The organism is Herbaspirillum sp. ST 5-3 (assembly GCF_004804275.1).
Taxonomy (GTDB): domain Bacteria; phylum Pseudomonadota; class Gammaproteobacteria; order Burkholderiales; family Burkholderiaceae_D; genus Noviherbaspirillum.
Map to the genome: position 1 here is coordinate 625,465 of NZ_STGI01000002.1, position 18,846 is coordinate 644,310.

General features: G+C 57.4%; 22 protein-coding genes and 1 tRNA gene. 7 read left to right on the forward strand and 16 right to left on the reverse strand.

What is annotated here, in order from left to right; genetic code table 11:
- The 4 genes from rph to E6W33_RS06525 all read left to right on the forward strand — a co-directional run bounded on the left by rph (position 1) and on the right by E6W33_RS06525 (position 2,975).
- Entirely contained in the window at positions 1–735 is a 735-nt protein-coding gene (gene rph, locus E6W33_RS06510) for a ribonuclease PH (protein ID WP_136415521.1), read from the forward strand.
- A 69-nt stretch (positions 736–804) separates the two neighbouring features.
- Positions 805–1,389 (forward strand): RdgB/HAM1 family non-canonical purine NTP pyrophosphatase, encoded by a 585-nt coding sequence (rdgB, locus tag E6W33_RS06515; protein WP_136415523.1) that lies wholly within the window; start codon positions 805–807, stop codon positions 1,387–1,389.
- Complete coding sequence (gene hemW / locus E6W33_RS06520) at positions 1,386–2,618, forward strand: radical SAM family heme chaperone HemW (protein ID WP_136415525.1); 1,233 nt, start codon at positions 1,386–1,388, stop codon at positions 2,616–2,618. Before rdgB ends, hemW begins: the two co-directional genes overlap by 4 nt.
- A 269-nt stretch (positions 2,619–2,887) precedes the next feature.
- Positions 2,888–2,975 (forward strand) — tRNA-Ser (locus E6W33_RS06525).
- An 89-nt stretch (positions 2,976–3,064) separates the two neighbouring features.
- Here the strand turns inward: E6W33_RS06525 and E6W33_RS06530 are convergent.
- The 16 genes from E6W33_RS06530 to E6W33_RS06600 all read right to left on the reverse strand — a co-directional run bounded on the left by E6W33_RS06530 (position 3,065) and on the right by E6W33_RS06600 (position 13,978).
- The gene (locus E6W33_RS06530; RefSeq protein WP_247869540.1) at positions 3,065–3,355 is read right to left on the reverse strand and encodes a phage head closure protein; all 291 of its coding nucleotides are present in this window, start codon (positions 3,353–3,355) and stop codon (positions 3,065–3,067) included.
- A 23-nt stretch (positions 3,356–3,378) separates the two neighbouring features.
- Positions 3,379–3,654, reverse strand: coding sequence for a head-tail connector protein (locus tag E6W33_RS06535; protein WP_136415529.1), 276 nt, complete (start codon positions 3,652–3,654; stop codon positions 3,379–3,381).
- Between the two features lie 180 nt (positions 3,655–3,834).
- Positions 3,835–5,355, reverse strand: a complete 1,521-nt coding sequence (locus E6W33_RS06540) for a terminase TerL endonuclease subunit (RefSeq protein ID WP_136415767.1) — start codon at positions 5,353–5,355, stop codon at positions 3,835–3,837.
- Complete coding sequence (locus tag E6W33_RS06545) at positions 5,355–5,816, reverse strand: TerS protein (protein WP_136415531.1); 462 nt, start codon at positions 5,814–5,816, stop codon at positions 5,355–5,357. Before E6W33_RS06545 ends, E6W33_RS06540 begins: the two co-directional genes overlap by 1 nt.
- The gene (locus E6W33_RS06550) at positions 5,813–6,292 is read right to left on the reverse strand and encodes an HNH endonuclease signature motif containing protein (protein ID WP_247869541.1); all 480 of its coding nucleotides are present in this window, start codon (positions 6,290–6,292) and stop codon (positions 5,813–5,815) included. The genes E6W33_RS06545 and E6W33_RS06550 overlap by 4 nt, the downstream gene beginning before the upstream one ends.
- Positions 6,237–7,418 carry a phage portal protein gene (locus E6W33_RS06555; RefSeq protein ID WP_136415533.1) on the reverse strand — a complete coding sequence of 394 codons (1,182 nt, stop codon included), beginning with the start codon at positions 7,416–7,418 and terminating at the stop codon, positions 6,237–6,239. The genes E6W33_RS06550 and E6W33_RS06555 overlap by 56 nt, the downstream gene beginning before the upstream one ends.
- Positions 7,415–7,963 (reverse strand): HK97 family phage prohead protease, encoded by a 549-nt coding sequence (locus E6W33_RS06560; RefSeq protein WP_136415535.1) that lies wholly within the window; start codon positions 7,961–7,963, stop codon positions 7,415–7,417. Before E6W33_RS06560 ends, E6W33_RS06555 begins: the two co-directional genes overlap by 4 nt.
- Before the next feature lie 14 nt (positions 7,964–7,977).
- Positions 7,978–9,204: a phage major capsid protein gene (locus tag E6W33_RS06565; RefSeq protein ID WP_136415537.1), complete on the reverse strand. Its 1,227-nt coding sequence runs from the start codon at positions 9,202–9,204 to the stop codon at positions 7,978–7,980.
- A gap of 195 nt (positions 9,205–9,399) precedes the next feature.
- A complete protein-coding gene (locus E6W33_RS06570) occupies positions 9,400–9,930 on the reverse strand; it encodes a hypothetical protein (protein WP_136415539.1) in 531 nt (176 codons plus the stop codon).
- Entirely contained in the window at positions 9,927–10,955 is a 1,029-nt protein-coding gene (locus E6W33_RS06575; protein ID WP_136415541.1) for an AAA family ATPase, read from the reverse strand. Before E6W33_RS06575 ends, E6W33_RS06570 begins: the two co-directional genes overlap by 4 nt.
- On the reverse strand, positions 10,952–11,329 hold the full coding sequence (locus tag E6W33_RS06580) for a hypothetical protein (RefSeq protein ID WP_136415543.1): 378 nt from the start codon (positions 11,327–11,329) through the stop codon (positions 10,952–10,954). Before E6W33_RS06580 ends, E6W33_RS06575 begins: the two co-directional genes overlap by 4 nt.
- A gap of 12 nt (positions 11,330–11,341) precedes the next feature.
- The gene (locus E6W33_RS06585) at positions 11,342–11,539 is read right to left on the reverse strand and encodes an AlpA family transcriptional regulator (RefSeq protein WP_136415545.1); all 198 of its coding nucleotides are present in this window, start codon (positions 11,537–11,539) and stop codon (positions 11,342–11,344) included.
- 551 nt (positions 11,540–12,090) lie between these two features.
- Positions 12,091–12,258: a hypothetical protein gene (locus E6W33_RS26950; RefSeq protein ID WP_168798550.1), complete on the reverse strand. Its 168-nt coding sequence runs from the start codon at positions 12,256–12,258 to the stop codon at positions 12,091–12,093.
- The gene (locus E6W33_RS06590) at positions 12,255–12,500 is read right to left on the reverse strand and encodes a hypothetical protein (RefSeq protein ID WP_136415547.1); all 246 of its coding nucleotides are present in this window, start codon (positions 12,498–12,500) and stop codon (positions 12,255–12,257) included. The genes E6W33_RS26950 and E6W33_RS06590 overlap by 4 nt, the downstream gene beginning before the upstream one ends.
- On the reverse strand, positions 12,497–12,679 hold the full coding sequence (locus E6W33_RS06595) for a hypothetical protein (protein WP_136415549.1): 183 nt from the start codon (positions 12,677–12,679) through the stop codon (positions 12,497–12,499). The genes E6W33_RS06590 and E6W33_RS06595 overlap by 4 nt, the downstream gene beginning before the upstream one ends.
- A 96-nt stretch (positions 12,680–12,775) precedes the next feature.
- Entirely contained in the window at positions 12,776–13,978 is a 1,203-nt protein-coding gene (locus tag E6W33_RS06600) for a site-specific integrase (RefSeq protein WP_247869542.1), read from the reverse strand.
- Between the two features lie 536 nt (positions 13,979–14,514).
- Between E6W33_RS06600 and E6W33_RS06605 the strand changes: the two genes are divergently transcribed.
- The 3 genes from E6W33_RS06605 to E6W33_RS06615 all read left to right on the forward strand — a co-directional run bounded on the left by E6W33_RS06605 (position 14,515) and on the right by E6W33_RS06615 (position 18,846).
- The gene (locus E6W33_RS06605; RefSeq protein WP_168798551.1) at positions 14,515–16,764 is read left to right on the forward strand and encodes a polysaccharide biosynthesis tyrosine autokinase; all 2,250 of its coding nucleotides are present in this window, start codon (positions 14,515–14,517) and stop codon (positions 16,762–16,764) included.
- A gap of 85 nt (positions 16,765–16,849) precedes the next feature.
- Positions 16,850–17,710 carry a formyltransferase family protein gene (locus E6W33_RS06610; RefSeq protein ID WP_136415556.1) on the forward strand — a complete coding sequence of 287 codons (861 nt, stop codon included), beginning with the start codon at positions 16,850–16,852 and terminating at the stop codon, positions 17,708–17,710.
- A complete protein-coding gene (locus tag E6W33_RS06615) occupies positions 17,710–18,846 on the forward strand; it encodes a DegT/DnrJ/EryC1/StrS family aminotransferase (protein WP_136415558.1) in 1,137 nt (378 codons plus the stop codon). The genes E6W33_RS06610 and E6W33_RS06615 overlap by 1 nt, the downstream gene beginning before the upstream one ends.

Genomic DNA, 18,846 nt, shown 5'->3' on the forward strand with positions numbered 1-18,846 from the left:
ATGTTGTTTGAAAATCGTCCGAGCGGACGTCCCGCCGATGCATTGCGTCCTGTCCGCCTGACCCGTCATTACACCAAGCACGCCGAAGGTTCCGTCCTGGTCGAGTTTGGCGACACCAAGGTGATCTGCACGGCAAGCATCGAAGAAAAAGTCCCGCCCTTCCTGAAAGGAAAAGGGCAGGGCTGGCTGACGGCGGAATACGGCATGCTGCCGCGCTCGACGCATTCGCGCATGGACCGCGAAGCCGCGAAAGGCAAGCAGTCCGGCCGCACGCAGGAAATTCAACGCCTGATCGGCCGCTCGCTGCGCGCCGCGTTCGACCTGGAAGCATTCGGCGAGCGCACCCTGCATCTGGACTGCGACGTGATCCAGGCCGATGGCGGCACGCGTACGGCAGCGATTACCGGCGCCATGGTGGCTGCGTACGATGCATTCAGCAAACTCGCGCAGAAGAATCTGATTACCGCGATTCCGTTGAAGCATTTCGTTGCGGCCATTTCGGTCGGCGTCTATCGCGGCATGCCGGTACTCGATCTCGATTACCTTGAAGATTCCGACTGCGATACCGACATGAATGTCGTGATGACCGATGCCGGCCATTTTGTCGAAGTGCAAGGCACGGCGGAAGGCGCGGCCTTCGACCGTGCAACGATGAACAGACTGCTCGATCTCGCGCAGCAAGGTATCCTTGATCTGATTTCACTACAGAAGACAAGCCTCGGGTTGCCTGCCTGATCATTGCCTTCACGTTCAAGCCACGCGGCCCGGTGATTGACGGTCGCGTGTTTTCTTTTAATGGTTCTCATGACGCAACGTCTCGTTCTCGCATCGAATAATGCCGGCAAGTTGAAGGAATTTGGCGAAATGCTCGCGCCGATCGGCTTTGAAGTGCATGCCCAAGGTGAATTCAACGTGCCGGAGGCGGAAGAGCCGCATCCGACTTTTGTCGAAAATGCACTTGCCAAGGCACGTCACGCCGCGCGCATCACTGGCCTGCCGTCTTTGGCGGATGACTCGGGTGTCTGCGCTCTTGCGCTGGGCGGAGCGCCAGGCGTGTACTCCGCCCGCTACGCCGGCGAGCCGAAATCCGACGCGCGCAACAACCAGAAGCTGGTTGAGGACCTGGCCGCGCATGCCGACAAGTCGGCCTATTATTACTGTGTGCTGGTCTTCGTGCGCCATGCCGACGATCCGCAACCCGTGATCGCCGAAGGGCGTTGGAACGGCGAGATTATTGGCACGCCGCGCGGGCAAGGCGGCTTCGGTTATGACCCGCATTTCTTGCTGCCTGCACTCGGCAAGACCGCGGCCGAATTGTCCGCCGAGGAAAAAAATCGCTTGTCGCATCGAGGGCAGGCTTTGCGTGCATTGGTTGAGAAATTACGATGATTCCCATCAAGCCCGTTTCGTCGGGTGGCATGACGGCGAGTACGCCGATTGAAACCGCAAGCGCATTCCTGAAACCCGGCGCGCTGCATTTGACAGCGCTACCGCCACTGTCGCTGTATGTGCATTTTCCCTGGTGCGTGCGGAAGTGCCCGTACTGTGATTTCAATTCGCATGAAGCGAAAGGCGGTTTTCCCGAGGACGACTACCTTGCCGCGCTGCGCGCCGACCTTGAACAGGCATTGCCGCTCATCTGGGGCCGCAAGATCTACACCATCTTCATCGGCGGCGGCACGCCCAGCCTGATGTCCGCAGCCGGCCTCGACAAGCTGCTCGCCGACATCCGCACGTTGCTGCCGCTCGACGGCGCAGTGGAAATCACGATGGAGGCTAATCCGGGCACCTTCGAGGCGGACAAGTTCAAGTCCTACCACGACAGCGGTATCAATCGTCTGTCGATCGGCATCCAGAGTTTCAATGCACGGCATCTGCAGGCGCTTGGCCGCATTCACGATGACAAGGAAGCCCGCAAGGCGATCGACATCGCGCAGGCGAATTTCGACAACTTCAATCTCGACCTGATGTATGCGCTGCCTTCGCAGACGCTGGAGGAGGCGCGCAGGGATGTGTCGACGGCGATCGGTTTCGCCCCGCCGCACTTGTCGCTGTACCACTTGACGCTCGAGCCGAATACCTACTTCGCGAAGTATCCGCCGGTGGTGCCGGACGACGATGCCAGCGCCGAAATGCAGGACATGATTCAGGAGCTGACCGGCGACGCCGGTTATCAGCACTACGAGGTTTCAGCTTACGCGCAGCCCAACCGGCAGGCACGCCACAATCTGAACTACTGGCAGTTTGGCGACTATCTCGGCATCGGCGCAGGGGCGCATTCCAAGATTTCATTTCCGCATCGGATCGTGCGGCAGATGCGTTACAAGCAGCCGAAATCCTACATGGAACAAGTGCAAGCCGGCCGGCCGGTGCAGGAAGAATTCGAAGTCGGCAGGAACGATCTCGGCTTTGAGTTCATGCTCAATGCCCTGCGGCTGAATAACGGGTTTGAAACCCATCTGTTTGCGGAGCGCACCGGATTGACGATCAATGCAATTGAAAAAGCACTCAACGCGGCTGAAGCCAAGGGGCTGCTGTACCGCGACCACAAGCTCATCAAGCCGACCGAACTCGGACAGCGCTTCCTGAACGACCTGCAACAGTTGTTTCTGAATTAATTGCTATCGGCGACAGGGAAATCGCGCGCGACTTAGGTATAATGCGCACTGCATAAAAATTGGCAGAGGGCGAATGCGCCCGCATTCGAAGGTCGTACCGCCGCCACTTGTGTGATAATTCCCATGACCGGAGGTATGGCCGAGTGGTTTAAGGCACTGGTCTTGAAAGCCACTGCCATTCCTGGAGCCCTTGATTCCATGCGGGTTCCAAGGGAGGAGCCTCCGCAACGGGCGGATCATCTCCGCAACCAGGCATGGAAAAAGTTTATGGAGACTTGGGTGAGTGGTTTAAACCAGCAGTCTTGAAAACTGCCGACGGGCAACCGTCCGTGAGTTCGAATCTCACAGTCTCCGCCAGGGAGCAAGGAAACAAGCGGCTTTCGGGCCGCTTTTTCTTTTCTACCCACAAATCATCCCTCAATTCAAATTTCGCTTGGACAAGCGGTTTAGCCAGTCGATTTGCACATCAGCACCAATTCCTCATTCCGCATATCGGAATTAATCACGCTCACGATGTTGTAGACCGTGCCGCGATGCGTAATCCGGTCGGTAACAGTCAAACCGTCCAGGTAACGTATTCTGATCCTCGTGGTCACTTCGGATAGTGTCGTATAGGCCGTGAAGTATTCCCGCCCGTTGATCGGTTCCACGCTTGCCGGAACAGTCGCCACGGTGCCCCAAGTCCGAACAATGCCGCCGTAATCGTCCTGGGTGATCGTTGCGCGCTCGATTGACACCTTATGCCTCAATTTCCCGGCTCTCATACTTCCATCGTCCTGTAAGGGTTCAGCAGGCGAATGAACGCTTTATTGTCAGTCAATGGCCGGTCGGTCTGCGCCTCGCGGTTCTCGTACAGGTCGCCCACCATCAGTAGCGCCGCCGATTTGACCGGGGCAGGGGCTTCGCCATCGGCATAGGTCACACCGAGATAGTTTTCGATGTGCGCCTGAGCGGTCGCAATCATCGCGGTGATTTCCGTATCGTCATCAGTGCCGGTGACACGAATATGTGTCTTTGCTTCATCCAAGGTAATCATTCAATTCTCCGTGTCATCCGAGAACCCCGAAACGGGGGGCGATAAAGTACCGGCCGCGCAAGCAAGGAGCAACAGAAAGAAGCCTGCCGCCGGTTGTCGGGGTTTTTCATCATGCGGGCACTGGCCGACAAATCCCGCGAGCACTATCCCTTTCGGGCCGGGTGCTCTCCGGTCTTAAAATCACACAAACATAATTTCCCCGCTGTCATAGACGCTTGCGCCTTCCTCTGCTGCTCGTGCTGCCACGCCCATCGCCATCGCAAGGGCTTGCATTCCGTCTATACGCCCCGTTGCGCGGCTCTTGTCCAGCTTGCGCGCTCCGGTCGGGTCTTTCGTTACTACCGCATTGGCCGCGCACATCGCCAATACCGGGTGCATTCCGTGCGCAATCCGGCCATTCAGCAATTCGGCTTCCAGCGCATCCAGCGCCGGTGCCATGTCCTTGTAACCTTGGCCCCATTCCACGAGGGGCAGCTCTGCGCCGATCTTGTCCAGTTCCTTGCGCAGCAGATCGATGCGCCAGCGGTCATAGGCGATGGCTTGGACGTTCAGACCGTCCAGAATCTCGGCCATGTCGTGCGCCACATACTCATAGTCCACCGTTGCGCCTGGGGTGGTGCGCAGATAGCCGCGCTGCTCCCATAGGTCATAAGGGGAGCGGTCGCGCTTGGCGCGCTCATGAATTCCTTGTGCCGGTGTCCAGAAGTGCGGCACTACCTGCCACACGCCGCCCACCTTGCCGACGATCACAAGCGCGGTTAGGTCGGTGCGCGCCGATAGGTCAAGGCCGCCCCAAATTGGGGTAGCCTCGTCAAATCGCGTTTGTAGCGCGATTTCTCCCCCGCACGATTTCCACACATCTGGCGAGACAAACGGGCTTTCAGTCGATACGCGCTGATTCAGCAGTAGATTGCGTGCGCTGTTCTCCATGCTCGGCATGCGTTGCGCTTGCGTCATCTGCTCGCGCAGGTCATCTTCACTGCGGAACAGGCCCAAGGCAGGATTGGCCGCTTTCCACGCTTGCGCGTCCATCAAATCGCAACTATCAGGGGCTGCGTACAAGTGGCAGACCATGCGCGGGTCGTTGCTGGCCTTGGCATCGTCAAGCCATACGCTCAACAGGTCGGCATCACTTGCGGCTTGCGTGCTGATCGCAATCAGCAGCGGTTCAGCATGTGCACCTTGGCTGGTGGTGATTGCGTCCACAAAGTCCGATTGTGGGCCTCGTACCTGCCCGATTTCGTCCAGGATCGCCAGAACAGGGGAAAGGCCGTGTGCCGTCTTGCCGTCAGCGGCCAGCGCCTTGTATTCGGTATTTAGGGGCAGTCCTAGCAGGCGCTTTCCGCTCGGGACAATCCGCACGATCTGCGACAGCCGCGGCGATAGCTGCACCATCTTGGCCGCCAGGTTGAACACAAGCGCGGCTTGATCGCGGCTCATGGCTCCGCTGACTAGCTGGCTATTCTGCTTGGCTTCAGGCCCGACAAGATGCGCCAGCAGCAGGCCGGCAATCAGGCCGGATTTGCCGTTCTTCCTCGCAATGGACAGGTAGGCGCGGCGGGTGCCGTGCGGATTGTCGTACACCTCGCGGATAAACCGCTTTTGAAACTCGGCCAGAATCATGGGCTTGCCCACATGCGCGCCGTCCGGTGTCAGACAGTGCTTTTCAATGAAGGCAATCACACGTTCTGCGCGCGTCATCATTGCACCACGCGCAGAGTAGGAATCAGGTCATCGTCGTCTTGCTCGCGTGCTTGGCGTTCCAGTTCCAGCACCTTGGCCGCATCCTCCGACTTGCCGACAGTTGCCTCCGCATGGACATGAAGAACGCGCTTCAATGCCACGGCACGGCGGCTCAATGTCTCGACGATTGCGGCCAGAGGGTGCGGCTTGTCGCCCAGCAGATAACCAGCGGCGGCAAGGTCAGCATGTAGCTGTTCAATATCGGCCTGAGTCCTCGCCAGATTCGCGGCGGTCGCAAGGTCTACATCCGTCCAGGTATCACGCGCACGGGCTTGCATAATCGCGTTCCAGAACGGTCTATCGATCTGACGTAGGGTGATATGCGCCGGCGGCTCCAATGGCCCCATAGCGGCTGCTTTCGCGGCTGCTATGGCTGCAGCGGCGCTATCGGATCGTTTGCGCTTGGGAGTCACTTTCATGGCTCGTTTTCTCGGTTAGCGTTAAATGACGAGGTACCAGTCGGTCTGTTGGCCTGCCGATCTGGTGATTTTTCGCGCTCGTAGTCAATGCGCCAAGGATGGTTCGGATTAAGTGGAATGCCGTCCGCATCGCATCCATAACTCACGCGTCGTCCCATGTCGGCATTGGTCTTGCGTGAGTGGCACTCATGGCATAGCGCCTGCAAGTTATCCCGCCTGTTGTTGCTCGGGTCGTTGTCGATGTGATCCACGTCAGTGGCAGGCGTAACACGTCCTAAGGCTTGGCAATGACGGCACAGCGGTTCATCAGCAAGCACGGAGGCGCGCAGCTTGCGCCAAGCCGCGCTATCGAGTGCCAGCGTTCGCCCGTTCGCCTCTTGCTTCTGCTTCAGCGTCTTGATGCCGCGTGCCTTCATCGGATCAAGCACCTGTAGCCGGGGCTTGAGCATTTGCAGCTTGCGCTTGGCGTTGGTCATTGGTCATCCTCGGTAGGTTCTCGAACTTGCGCACTTCGTCGGGCAGGAGCCAGCCATCGGCAATGCCCTTGCTGTAGAACTCAGCACGGTTGCCGCTATCGCCACGCAGCAGTCCTTCGACGTTATGCTCTGCGAAGTAGATACGCCGCCCGGCATCGGTCAGCAGTGCTCTCGATATGGCTTGCTCCCACATCGCCATGTGACGCCGCAGGGTGTGGACTACGAACACGCGGTTCATTTCCACGCTGTTGCTGTAGTTGCCGTGCCTGAGATCCCCGATGATGGTCGGTGGTACGCGGAACAGTCGCGCTATCTCTTCGACAGAGAATTGACGTGCTTCCAGCCATTGCGCATCCTCCATGCTCATGGATACGGTCTGATACTCGACGCCTTCTTCGAGGATGGCTGTCTTGCCGGCATTCGTGCCGCCGCCGTACTGACTGCTCCAACTGTTCGCTATGTTCGTGCGCTGATCGGCCTTGAGCTTTTGCGGGAACTTCAGGATGCCGGCCAGCCGTGCGCCATTGGTAAAGGTCGAATTGCCGTGGTCACGCTCGGAGAGTGCGAGCTGTACCGTTTCGCGGCTGGCCGTGATCGGTGCCACGCCCACCAATCCATTTTCGGAGCGGTGCCGCAGGTGGAACATTTCCTCTTGCAGCAGTCGCCGGATAGTTCCCTTGCCGTCAGTGACTTCATAAGCCAGCCTGCCGTTTTCCAATTGGATGACGGTCACGCGGTCATTGTGAATCGGGGTCAGGCTTCTAACCTGGCCGTCATAACCGCGCTTGATTTCGGCGTAGGCATTCCCGCGCAGCAGAACGGCGGCTTGCATCTGCTCTCGAAACTCCAAGGCGGTTTGCAAGTCGTTCGGTGCATCGTGAAGAACCTTGTAGAGCGGGTGATCGCTTGCGCGCTCGCGGCCTTCGTCCTCAGTTCTGCGGTACAGGATGAGGGGCAGTGATGCAATCGTTTCGCTGATCGCACTGACGCACGCATAGACGGTCGAAAGGCTTTCGGCTTGGCCTGGTGATGTGCTGCCGGCCATGAGCGCCACGGCATTCCATGAAGGATCGGTTGCGCGTTTCTCGAAACCGAAGCGGCTTAGGGTTCGGGTGATGAAGTTCATACGGTCAGAGTCCAGAGCGTGAAATTGTTCAGGTAGTCGTCACGCTTCCATGCCTCCATGCTGCGCTTGGCGACTTCGGTATCCAGATAGGCAGGATTTGAGGTGATGGTGACTTCGCGCAGGTCAACGGTGATAAGGTCACGCTGTAACGTGCCGTCGCGCATTTCCCAATGGTCGCCGCCAGCCGGAACATTGAAACCAAACGAGCAACCCGCAATGTCTCCACGTTCCACCAGCACGCCCACATCACGCGCATAGGTCACATCGGGCAGCGTCAGCTCGAAGGCTAGGCCGTGGTCATCTTCGGTCAGCTTCAAGGTGCCGCTGCGGGTGTTGCCAAGTACCTTGTGCCGGTCATGCTCGAACAAGCCGACAATCGGATCGGTGCCTGCAAGCGACTTGGAGAACGCACCCGGTAGGATGCGCTCGACAAAGCCGCCTAGGTCTTGACTGAGTGAGCCAAAAACCGCCGCATAGCCGGTGAGCTTGCCGGGGGATGCGGCGCGCAAAATTCCGCCGCTTCGTATCTCGAAACTATTGGTCATTTGCGCGCCTCCCGTTACAGCGTGATGTCGTCAACGATGGCGAACGCTTCTTCACGGCGCGGGGTCATGTCCATCGTCGTCAGGATGCGAATCTGTACGCCGCCGCGCTCATACGGGCCGGTTGCATAAGGATTGGCAAGCACTTCCACGCCGCCCCAGGTGCCGATAATCATTTCGCTGAAGTCGCCCAGGATAGCGCGGCCTGTTGCCGGTGCGCCTGCCTTGTTTGCAAGGTGCTTGGAGACTGCGACCGGAATGCCTGCCAATTGGCCGTTTTCCATCAGGTAGCCCGGTAAGCCGGCATCCTTCAATGTCTTGCGCAGGATCGTTGCCACGCCCGGCGAGGTAAGCCAGTAGTTCGGCGCGATGTTGTCCAGCGTCAGACCTTCCAGCACGGTTAGCACGGTGCCCCAATTGAGGGTAGCCAGTGTGCCGGTGCCGGTTGCAGCGGTGACCACGCCCTCGGGTTCCTTGATGCCATCGCCGTGCAACAGTGCCAGATCGACGGCAGCGGAAACCACGTTCACGAAATCGTCACGAACCAGTTGTTCAATCGCCGGATTAGCCTGTTGCAGCAGTTGGCGAGACAGTTCTGTAATCGCGCCGACGTGACGCGGTTTCAACGTGATGTTGTCGAAGGTCAGGCCGGAATCGGTCAAGCTATCGCCTTCAGCGAGCCATTGCGCGGTGCTCGATGTTTTCTGGCGCGGAATCACGGTATCGCCGCGCAGGTTCGGCAGCACGCGTGCGCCCAGGCTCTTGACTACCAAGGCATTGCGCAGCAGGCCGACGAACTGATCGGGCCGGAAATCGTCAGGCACGATGCCGGCAGCGGTGGTGGTGGTTTGCGCAGCACGCTTTTCAAAGATGCTCATCGGGACAGCCACGCCGGTAGCCTTGCGCCCGGTCATGCGCTCATGCTCTTGCGCATACTCGGCAAGCGCACCAGTCAGGCCACGTTGTTCTACTTGCGCGTTGATCGCGTCCACCAGATTGATGCGGCTTTCCAGATTGGCGAGCGGCTTGTCGGTGACGGCTTCGCCCTTCATGTGGCGTTCAGCTTCAGCCAGAAATGCGGCTCGACTTTCTTCTGCTTCAAGGCTTGTAATCTTGGCTTTCAGTTGATCGAACTTCGCGGTTTCGTCAGCGTTCAAATTGCGCTTCTCGGCTTGCGCCTTTTCGACCATTCCGCGCATTTCGGCCACTGCCAGAGCGCGCTGCTCTTTGATGTTGTGGATCATGTTTATCCTTTGCAAAGGGGTTGATGTAACCCCTAAATACACTGGATAAAAACACAGGTCAATGCCTATTTAATAGGCAATACTTCCTCGGATTTCCTCGGATGAAAAATATTTTTGTGGTGTAGTTTTTCAGTCGCCAAATATGAAAAAAGCCAGCCGGTTAGGGCAGGCTTCAATGCGCGGTTTAATGGTCGGCTAACTGCTTTTTAGCTCATTGCGAAACCAGTCAAGGGAGTGCGCAATACTGAATAATGATTGCCGACTTCGCACCTCCAAGATGCGCTCTTTTGCAGCATCATCCAGCTTGAAGCGTTCGCAGAACTGACCGATCAAAGCATCCAGTTCCTTTATCATCGCCAGCCATTCATGCGCTGGCCGAATATTTGCGCAGTCCGCCGCAAGTTGCGTTGCCTCTGCAAGTGAGAGTCCGTCAACCTCCATAAACTCCGCTATCAAATCAGTTGCGCGGTTGCGCTCCTTAGGCAACGCAACTGCGCAACTTACCGGCGGATCGTGCGCAACTTTTGATGCAGCAGTTGCGGTTACTGTTTCCGCTTGGTTGCGGTACTGTTGCGCCTTGAGTTGCGCCCGCAACTCCCGGATTGATGCGGGTTTCCGGGGATTTTGATGCGTGCCGGTTGCACTCAAGGTTGCGTCATTTGCGGGAGTTGCGCAGTTGCGTTGTATAGGCAACGCAACTGCGCAACTTTTCTGAGCGGCGGTCATTTGGCATCTCCCTTCAGCATTCCGAGTTCCCTAGCCTTGCGCATGTGTCTGGAAACATTCGACTTGTGAATGTCCAACTCAATGCAAATCTCGGCTTGACTTAATCCTTCGTTGGCTAGTGAAACGACACGATCAAAGGTCGCTTCGGCCAGCTTGGAGATTGCCCAAGATTGATTTCCGTGCGGGTCAGTTATCAATGCCGCTTCAAATGGCTCCGCTTCTGTACCGTGCAAGTCGCGGCCTTTCTCGAAATGCACTTCGAACTTTGCGCCTTCATCGGCTTGGTAGTCAGGCGGTCGTTTCAAGGTGATGACAGTATCAAGAATGTCCTCCTTCTTGGATGTGCCGCGCTGTCCTCCACCTTTGCCACTATGGTGAATGAACAGCACGGATCTCCCTTCCTGCCGCATCATCAGTGCCCACTCTGCAATTACCTGCCAAGATTCAGCGTCATTCTCGCGCCCACCCGATCTAGCCAGCGTCGATAGATTGTCAACGATGATTAGATCGGCCTCTTTTGTAAGAGGGAATATTTCTTCTTGGCCTTGCACGGTCGATATGTCAGGCATCGCACCATCTTGCAAGTCCGGTGTCACGATTCTGAAATTATCAGGATCAAAGTCAACGTCAGAACTTGAGATTAGCGATGCAAGACGTGATTGCAGCGATGCACCAGGCATCTCGCCATCCAGATAGAGCACTCGACGCGGGGTAGTAGCCTGCCAGCCCAGAAAAGCGCCGCCGCTTGCGACTGCAAAGCCAATTCCAAGGGCAACGTGCGTCTTTCCGACGCCTCGCCATGCGTAGAGCATGGAAAGACTTTGCGTCAACAGCCAAGGCGATAAAATGCGCTCGCGTGGCTTCAGCGGGGTCTGTACCAGCTCCACGATATTGACGGCCCGATAGCAGCGCAAAACCTTAGGGGCAACGACTTTTGCAACAGCTTGCTCAACGAGTTTGCGCGCTTCTGCAGCGTGCTCGGCTTCCGGTTCAACGTCGAAGCCTTGTTCGACATATGTACTCATCGGCAGCCCCCATTCTTCAAGAACGCAATGCGCTTATAGTCCAGGTCGATAACTTGCAATCGCCGCGGCCTAGCAGCCAGCAGGGAACCGCATAACTTGCGTAGCGGGGAGTATTTACTCAGATAGCCGTTGACCATCAGAACAACGTCCAGGCCGGCAACGGATTTGCATTCCTCATCAGTCGGCAGTCGTTCTGGGTCAATCGTCAGTGCATTGCGCTTCGGTGGACAGCATCCCAAGCCAATCCAGATAAGGCCGGATTTCGGCATAACGCCATTGCTGCGCAGCTCGATCAGGGGGGATAGGCTGCTAATATTTTGGCGTGAGCTTTCCCAGGCTGCCGTGCTACCGGCTGCCTTTTTTATTTGCGTCATCTTGTCGCCTCCTTACGCTGCTTTAGAGGCTTGGATGCGCGATTGCTGCCATTCGGCTATGGAAGTGGAAGTCCATGCAACGGCACGCGGGCCGATGCGGACAGGCGCGGGAAACTCGCCGTCTTTAATGGCTTGATAGATGGAGCTGCGCGATTTCCCGGTTTTGCCCATCACGACAGCCAGCTTGAGAAATTCAATATTCGTTGTCATATTGCCACCTTCTTAAAAAGTGGCGAGAACCCCAGTTCCGCTAAAGAAGTCCATTACCGTGCAACAAAGTGTTTAGTTTTCTTTAGCAATCTGGTATAAAATCGAGTTGCCCTTAGCCGGGTGCAATCGTTTCTGGCCCTCGCCTTAAACATCGCAACCCTTGGGATTGCCGTCCCTTGGGTTGCTCCCTTCCTCAATTCCCCCGCCACATCCAGCAAGCGCCGCTTAATTCTTACTGTATCTAGTAGGTTTCTCTTGGACTTGAAGCAATTGTAATGAAAAAAGGGGGCTTCTCCATAGAAAAAATTCTCGTTATTTTGTAATGATATTAATTTTCATGACCTGTACGGCTGAACAGTAGTTTTTTGCGGTGTGCAATAAGTGCATAGAGGTGCATAGAGGTGCATTGAGGGGTAATAAGTGCGATTTCTATAGTGCAGATCGCCTTTGTTGCAAAAGCGTAACGCTTAGATAATGAAGTTATCGCCTAGGAATTATTCTGTGTGACTTATCAAGATAAAAACCGCCGGTTTCCCGGCGGTGGTTGAGATTCAGCGATTCATTGGCGCTCTTGGTGTATTTGCCACAAGGTGCAGTGCTGGCCGCTGGTTCTTGCGGCTCTCGATGTGCATTTGCGCGAACTCGACCATGAATTCCCGCTCGTCTTCGTTCATGCGTCGAAACGCTGCGAGCAATGCCTGTTCCTGTTGATGTTTCATTGCGCTGACTCCACTGTATGTAAGTCGCTCACACGGTCTGCAGCACGGCAAATTTGATCGTTTGCGGTAGCTACCACGCCGGCCAATAAGTGCAAGGTGTTTCCTCTGCCTGCGGGTTTTTCGCCCATTTCCCGCAAGACTTCCTCGACTCCTGCAAGGCGCGCGGCGATTGCGTGGAGGTCGTCACATAAGGTCACTGCTTCGCTTTTTTTAGTCACCATAGAAACGCTCTTGACCATCATGCGGCTCCTTCCAATTGCTTCAGAATGCCGAACTCGTCGTCAAGGTAACGGCGCGCCGAATGAATTAACGTTTCTCCTTCATCCTGAACTTTCTTTTCCAAGAGGCTAAGCAGGTTTGCAAGGTGGAGGTTAATCTCTAACAGTCTTTCGACTGATTGCGGTACATTGGCATTAGCCATGATTCAAACTCCTGTTTAGTTTGGGTTTTGGTTAGGCCGGTAATGATGTTCGCGCATCCTTACTGGCCGCTTTCCCGGTGCCGCCGGGTCGGTGTGCTACTTCTTCTTCCTTTTCTCTCCGATGCCGACTACCTCCGCCGGCTTCTTCTCAGTCGCGCAGTAGGTCGCCCAGGCTTCCATGAGCTGGCGTCGCTTCTCGAATAGATCACTTCTAAAATATGCTGCCTCGGTCGCGTCCTTGGCCGATACGTGCGCCAATGCCGCCTCGCAGACTTCACGCGGGAATGCGGTTTGCTCTGCCGCCCAATCGCGGAACGTGGAGCGGAAACCGTGAACGGTGAACTCGTGGCCCAGGCGCCGCAACGCCATCGTGAAGGTCATATCGGAGTAGGGCTTGTCCTTGTCGCTTGCAAAGATCAATCCTGACGCGTTCTTGCCCGTCACTTGCTGTTGCGCCTTCAGAATTTCGATAGCACGCGGAGAAAGCGGAACACGATGTTCCCGCTTGGCCTTCATGCGTTCGGCGGGAATAGTCCATTTCTTTTCCTCAAAGTCGATTTCCGCCCATTGCGCGCCGCGCACTTCGCCGGATCGTGCCGCCGCCAGTATGATGAACTCGAAGGCGTGTTTTACCGTCTCGCCGGCATTGGAGTTCTTAATTGACGTCAAGGCGTCATAGATGCCGGTATAGGGGCATGCCGCAAAGTGCTTTGATTTCTTGATGTCCTTGGTCTTGGGTAGGGACTGGCTTATCTGATCCCAGATATGCGGATCGTGGCCGCGCCGATAGTCACGCGCTGCCGCCCAATCCAGTACGGCGCGGATGCGCTGACGAACTCGGGATGCCGTTTCCGGCTTGGTGGCCCAGATCGGTTCCAGTGCGCGCAGAACGTCCGCCTTCGACACGTCCGAAATGTCTTTCTTGCCGAACTCCGGGAATGCGTAGGTTGCCAGGGTGTTCACCCACTGACTAGCGTGCTTGGCGTTCTTCCATCCGCTCGCGTGGAGCTTTTGATATTCGTGCGCGCATTCCTCAAAGGTGCGACGTTGCGCAGTTGCCATCAAGTTCTTTTCGCGCTCAGCCTTCCGATGTTCAATCGGGTCGATGCCATCCTTGACCAGTTGACGATACTTCTTTGCTCGCTCGCGTGCTTCCGACAGGGAATAGAGCGGGTACGCGCCTATCCCCATTTCGCGTGCGCGCTTGTTCAGCATGAAGCGCAAAATCCATGACTTCGCGCCGGTCGCTGACACTTGCAAGTAAAGGCCATCACCATCCGCGTGATAGCCCTCTTTCAAGTGCTTGATTCCTACCGCCGAAATCCGCATCCGAACTCGTGTCATCCTCAAATCAACCCACAAATGAAAAGTTGATGTAAGCGTATCACTTCGGATTGCGTTGGACAAACTATTTTTGCTAATCGTTTAAAAACAACGACTTAAGTATGAGTTGACTGTCCAGTAAAATCCGAGAAAAGCCGAGTTCGATTTTCACAGTCTCCGCCAGATAAAGCAGCCCAAATGGGCTGCTTTTTTTTCGCCTTGTGCGCCCGTGCCATTTCCAGCGGCGCCTTGCCAGCCGTTCCGGCAGCGCCAATCGAATAATTCAATCGGTCAGCTGGTGCGGGTCATCGTCGCATCGAAATTCGCTACTTATTTTTTTCATCCGGCATCAGTAAAGTAAAAAGGGGCTGCGGCATGCGTCGCGGCCGGAAGACGACTGATTACAACGCAGCGATATCGTCGGCGCCTCGCATTCCTGCATGGAAAAATCCGGGAGGCGAGAGACGATGCTGTGCAAACCGCCAGGCACTACTGTCCAGCAAAGCATGCACATGAACGCACCCATCCAGCAAGTACAACCTCTTGCCGTCCGGCAGATCCATCCCATGAACGAGAGGAGCGATGCGATCGAGGTCGGAAAACATCTCTCCTTCCTTGCTGACTACCGCTGGCTGATCGCCGGCATCGCGTTGCTGGTCACCTTGCTCGCCGTGACGTATGTTCTTGTTGCCGCGCCGATCTACGAAGCGAACATTCTTGTCCAGGTCGAAGACACCTCGGCCAGTTCCAGTACCGGCGCGCCAAAGAATATCCAAAGCGATCTGTCGACTGCGTTTGACATTCGCACTGCGACGGCATCGGAAATGGAAATCCTGCGCTCGCGCACTGTCCTGTCGCGGGCGGTGCAGCATATGCGGCTTGATATCGTCGTGAAACCGAAGTATTTCCCCGGTATCGGCGCATGGGTCGCGCGCCGCAGCAAGGGGCTCTCGAATCCGGGATTGCTTGGCTATGGCGGCTATGTCTGGGGCGCGGAGCGCGCGGATGTGGATGTCTTCAATGTGCCGGCCGCGCTGGAAGGCCGCGCCTTCGTCCTGACGGCGCAAGGGGACGGCACGTACCGCCTGACGCGCAACAGGGACGGGATCGATCTCAAGGGAAAGGTAGGCGAACGCCTGGTCGCAAGGACTGACGGCGGTGACATCGAACTGAGTGTGACGCATCTTGCCGCGAGGCCCGGCGCGCAGTTCGAGCTCATCCGCCATGCCGAGCTGGAGGCTGTCGAAAAGCTGCAGAAAGACCTGCGCGTGACGGAAAAGGGCAAGCAATCCGGCATCATCGCGGTGGCACTGGAAGGTGGCGATCCCGTACTGACCAGCGACGTGCTGAACCAGATCGGCCGTGAGTATGTGGGCCTGAACGTGGACCGCAAGTCGGAGAAGGCGCAAAAATCATTGGCATTCCTCGACAAGCAGTTGCCCGAGCTGAAGGAACAGCTCGAAACCTCGGAAGACCGCTACAAGGAGTTCCGCAACCGACACAGGACTTATGACCTCGCCGCCGAAAGCAAGATGCTGCTGGACCAGTCGGTAGGTATCCAGAATCGGCTCGTCGAGCTCAACCAGAAGAAAATCGAATTCCAGACCAACTACCAGGACCAGCATCCGGCGCTGGTCCAGGTGAACAGGCAGATCGAGGGACTTGACCGGCAACTGGCCCGGCTGGAATCCAGGATCAGGGAACTGCCCGACCTCGAACAGGAGGCAATTCACCTGAGCCGTGACGTGAAGGTGAATACCGACCTCTACACCAGCCTGCTCGGAACAGCGCAGCAGCTGCGGCTGGCCGCCTCCAGCGAAGTCGGCAATGCGCGCCTGCTGGATATCGCGGCGGTGCCGATCAAGCCCGTCAAGCCAAAGGAGCTGTTGATCATCTCGCTGGCGGCCATCGCCGGCACCGTGTTGGGGATCATTTTCGCGTTCATATGGAAGACGATTCATGGCCGTGTCGACGCCCCGCACGAAATCGAACAATTGCTCGGGCTTCCGGTCAGTGCGACGATCCCGCACCGGCCTGGCCAGGCGAGGCTGCCCGGGCCATTTGGCGGCGGCGCGCGCAAGCCTTCCATCCTGTCGCAGGATGCGCCTTTCGACAGCACGCTCGACAGCCTGCGCCGGTTGCGTAATTTCCTGCAGTATGCGATGGCCAGTTCCAGCAACAACATCATCATGATCACCGGCCCGACGCAGGGTGTCGGCAAGTCTTTCGTGTCAGTGAATTTTGCCGCAGTGCTCGCATCGCTCGGCAAGAGGGCGCTGCTCATTGATGCGGATCTGCGCGCCGGCGACCTGCATCGCTACTTCGATATGGAACGTGGCACCGGCCTGGCGGATGCCATCAGCGACAACATCGGACCGGAACGGGTCGTTCACCGGGGCGTGGTCGATAACGTCGACTTCATCACGGCCGGCAGCATGACGAAGCGGCCGGCGGAACTGCTGGCGCATGGCAACTTCGGTCAGCTCCTGACGGCGCTTGCACGGCATTACGACTACGTCCTGATCGATACCCCTCCGGTGCTGGCGGCATCGGACGCGCTCGCCGTCGCATCCCACGCAGGTGTGATCCTGAATGTGGTGCGCGGCGGCTACAGCACCGTTGTCGAAATCGAGGATGCGGTGAAAGGCCTGAACCAGGCTGGCTATACGGTGACCGGCACGGTATTCAATGATGCGCGAACCGGATCCGCGCGCTATGGCTATGGGTCCAGGTATGGGAAATACAAGGCTTCCAGTGTGTGACACTGCCATGGCAGAGGCTGCAAGCGCTTCATGCCATTCCCGTGCGTCGTTAATCATTCATCCCAACAGTCCGAACGATTGAACAGTGAAAGCATTATTTGTGGGTAGCCGGCCCGCGGTCCTTGATGCGGCATGGGAGCTTGGCCTGGAGCTGTCCGCAATTCTCGCGGTGGAAGGCTCGCTGCTGCAGGAACGGCTCGCGCGCAGCGGCGTGGAATTCACCGTGCTGCGCAGCAAGCGGCAATTGATCGACGCGGTGCGGCAGGCGGATTTCGAGCTGCTGATATCGAATGGCTGCCCTTACATCATTCCGGTCTCCCTGCTCAAGAAGGACGGCCAGCAATTCGTCAACGTCCATCCTTCCCTGCTGCCCAACCTGAAAGGCAAGCATCCGGTGAACGGCGCGATCTTGTTCAGCCAGCCACTCGGTGCAAGCTGCCATGAGATGGATGACGGCATCGATACGGGTGCTGTCATTGCGCGCGTCCACGTGGATGTGGAAGAGGGCGCCGATCTCGGCCTGCTCTATCGGCTTGCGTTCATGGCAGAAGGCGATGCCTTCAGAAAGGCCTATGCCCGCAATTTTTTGCCCGGCCAGGATGAGCTGCGTCATTTGAGCAGCGGCCGACTTTACTTCAACCGCAGCGATAGTGCGATGCGGATCGATTTCAACGATCCGATTGACCTGACGCTGCGCCGGATCGCGGCGTTTTCTGTTCCAGGACAAATGGCGCGATTCCGGTTTGGAGACAATCTCTATCTTGTGCCGCGTGCCTCACGCGTCGGGGGCAAGTACATGGACGAAAAATTTTCTTCCGTGAGTGATGGGACGGTCATCTTCAACTATGACGATACGCTCGTCGTGAAGCTCAGGGATGGCTATCTCCGCATGTCCGGAATTGACGATGGCCGGGAGCTGCGCGAAGGAACGGTCTTGACGAACTGATGAGGAAGATTCAATTGCCGGAAACCACAACACGCAGTGAGGAAAGATGGGAGCAGGGGTCGGATTTCCACCTGATGCAGTATGCGGCCGCCGACCGGCCGGTCGATCCGTGGCAGGGCGACGCAAGACCTTATGCCTCGGGACGGGATGCCTTCCGCGCGCTTCTTCTGCATGGCATGAAGACACGCGGATGGAAGCGCCTGCTGGTGCCGTCGTATTACTGCCAGTTTGTGGTCGCCAGCCTCAAGGGCGCAGGCATGGACATGGCCTTGTACCCGGATGAGCCCGGGCGGCGGCAGATATCCCTCGGCGATGTTGCGACGAGAGAGGGCGATGTCGTCCTGAGAGTAAACTTCTTCGGCCTCGGCCGCAGGCCGGATTACCGGGACATGGCGCGCGGACGGATCGAGATCATCGAGGATCATACGCACGACCCCTGGTCGGAATGGGCCATGTCAAGCAAGGCCGACTGGTGCGTCGCTTCCCTGCGCAAAACGCTGCCGGTTCCCGACGGCGCGATGTTATGGTCGCCGGCCGGCTACGCGTTGCCACCGTCGGTCGGACCGACTCGGGAACGGCAAGAAGCATCGTCGAAAAAGATCGCCGCGATGCTTCTCAAGAGTCTGTACCTGCACGGGCATGCGATCAGCAAGGACGATTTCCGCAATCTCTACACCGAGGCAGAGGGCAGCCTGCGCACCGGGGATGCCTCGGCGATGACGGTGTGGAGCGCGAACCTGCTGCGCAGTCTTCCCGTGCAGCACATGCGTTCGGCGCGCCGGCAAAACCACGCGTGCCTGAGCCAGGCATTGCGAGACATTCCCGGCCTGGAAGTATTGCAGCCGGACGACGAGCAAGGGATATGCCCGTTTTCCTGCGTCATTGTGCTCGATACGCCGGCACGGCGGGCTTATCTGCTGGAAAACCTGATCAGCCGCCGCGTCTATCCCGCAGTCCTGTGGCCGCTGGAGACCCCAGTGTGTGAAGGCGTGCCGCCGGAGCACCGGGAGTTGAGCCGCAGGATGCTCTCCATTCATTGCGATGCGCGCTATTCCGAGGCGGACATGGCCCGCGTGGCCGGCCTTGTCCGCGAATTTTCCATCGCGTATGCGCCGCAGCGGCACGGCGAGGCATGA

Coding starts and splice junctions, on each gene's coding strand:
- rph (WP_136415521.1), top strand. CDS start 1: ATGTTGTTTGAAAATCGTCCGAGCGGACGTCCCGCCGATGCATTGCGT.
- rdgB (WP_136415523.1), top strand. CDS start 805: ATGACGCAACGTCTCGTTCTCGCATCGAATAATGCCGGCAAGTTGAAG.
- hemW (WP_136415525.1), top strand. CDS start 1,386: ATGATTCCCATCAAGCCCGTTTCGTCGGGTGGCATGACGGCGAGTACG.
- E6W33_RS06535 (WP_136415529.1), bottom strand. CDS start 3,654: ATGATTACCTTGGATGAAGCAAAGACACATATTCGTGTCACCGGCACT.
- E6W33_RS06540 (WP_136415767.1), bottom strand. CDS start 5,355: ATGACGCGCGCAGAACGTGTGATTGCCTTCATTGAAAAGCACTGTCTG.
- E6W33_RS06545 (WP_136415531.1), bottom strand. CDS start 5,816: ATGAAAGTGACTCCCAAGCGCAAACGATCCGATAGCGCCGCTGCAGCC.
- E6W33_RS06550 (WP_247869541.1), bottom strand. CDS start 6,292: ATGACCAACGCCAAGCGCAAGCTGCAAATGCTCAAGCCCCGGCTACAG.
- E6W33_RS06555 (WP_136415533.1), bottom strand. CDS start 7,418: ATGAACTTCATCACCCGAACCCTAAGCCGCTTCGGTTTCGAGAAACGC.
- E6W33_RS06560 (WP_136415535.1), bottom strand. CDS start 7,963: ATGACCAATAGTTTCGAGATACGAAGCGGCGGAATTTTGCGCGCCGCA.
- E6W33_RS06565 (WP_136415537.1), bottom strand. CDS start 9,204: ATGATCCACAACATCAAAGAGCAGCGCGCTCTGGCAGTGGCCGAAATG.
- E6W33_RS06570 (WP_136415539.1), bottom strand. CDS start 9,930: ATGACCGCCGCTCAGAAAAGTTGCGCAGTTGCGTTGCCTATACAACGC.
- E6W33_RS06575 (WP_136415541.1), bottom strand. CDS start 10,955: ATGAGTACATATGTCGAACAAGGCTTCGACGTTGAACCGGAAGCCGAG.
- E6W33_RS06580 (WP_136415543.1), bottom strand. CDS start 11,329: ATGACGCAAATAAAAAAGGCAGCCGGTAGCACGGCAGCCTGGGAAAGC.
- E6W33_RS06585 (WP_136415545.1), bottom strand. CDS start 11,539: ATGACAACGAATATTGAATTTCTCAAGCTGGCTGTCGTGATGGGCAAA.
- E6W33_RS26950 (WP_168798550.1), bottom strand. CDS start 12,258: ATGAAACATCAACAGGAACAGGCATTGCTCGCAGCGTTTCGACGCATG.
- E6W33_RS06590 (WP_136415547.1), bottom strand. CDS start 12,500: ATGATGGTCAAGAGCGTTTCTATGGTGACTAAAAAAAGCGAAGCAGTG.
- E6W33_RS06595 (WP_136415549.1), bottom strand. CDS start 12,679: ATGGCTAATGCCAATGTACCGCAATCAGTCGAAAGACTGTTAGAGATT.
- E6W33_RS06605 (WP_168798551.1), top strand. CDS start 14,515: ATGAACGCACCCATCCAGCAAGTACAACCTCTTGCCGTCCGGCAGATC.
- E6W33_RS06615 (WP_136415558.1), top strand. CDS start 17,710: ATGAGGAAGATTCAATTGCCGGAAACCACAACACGCAGTGAGGAAAGA.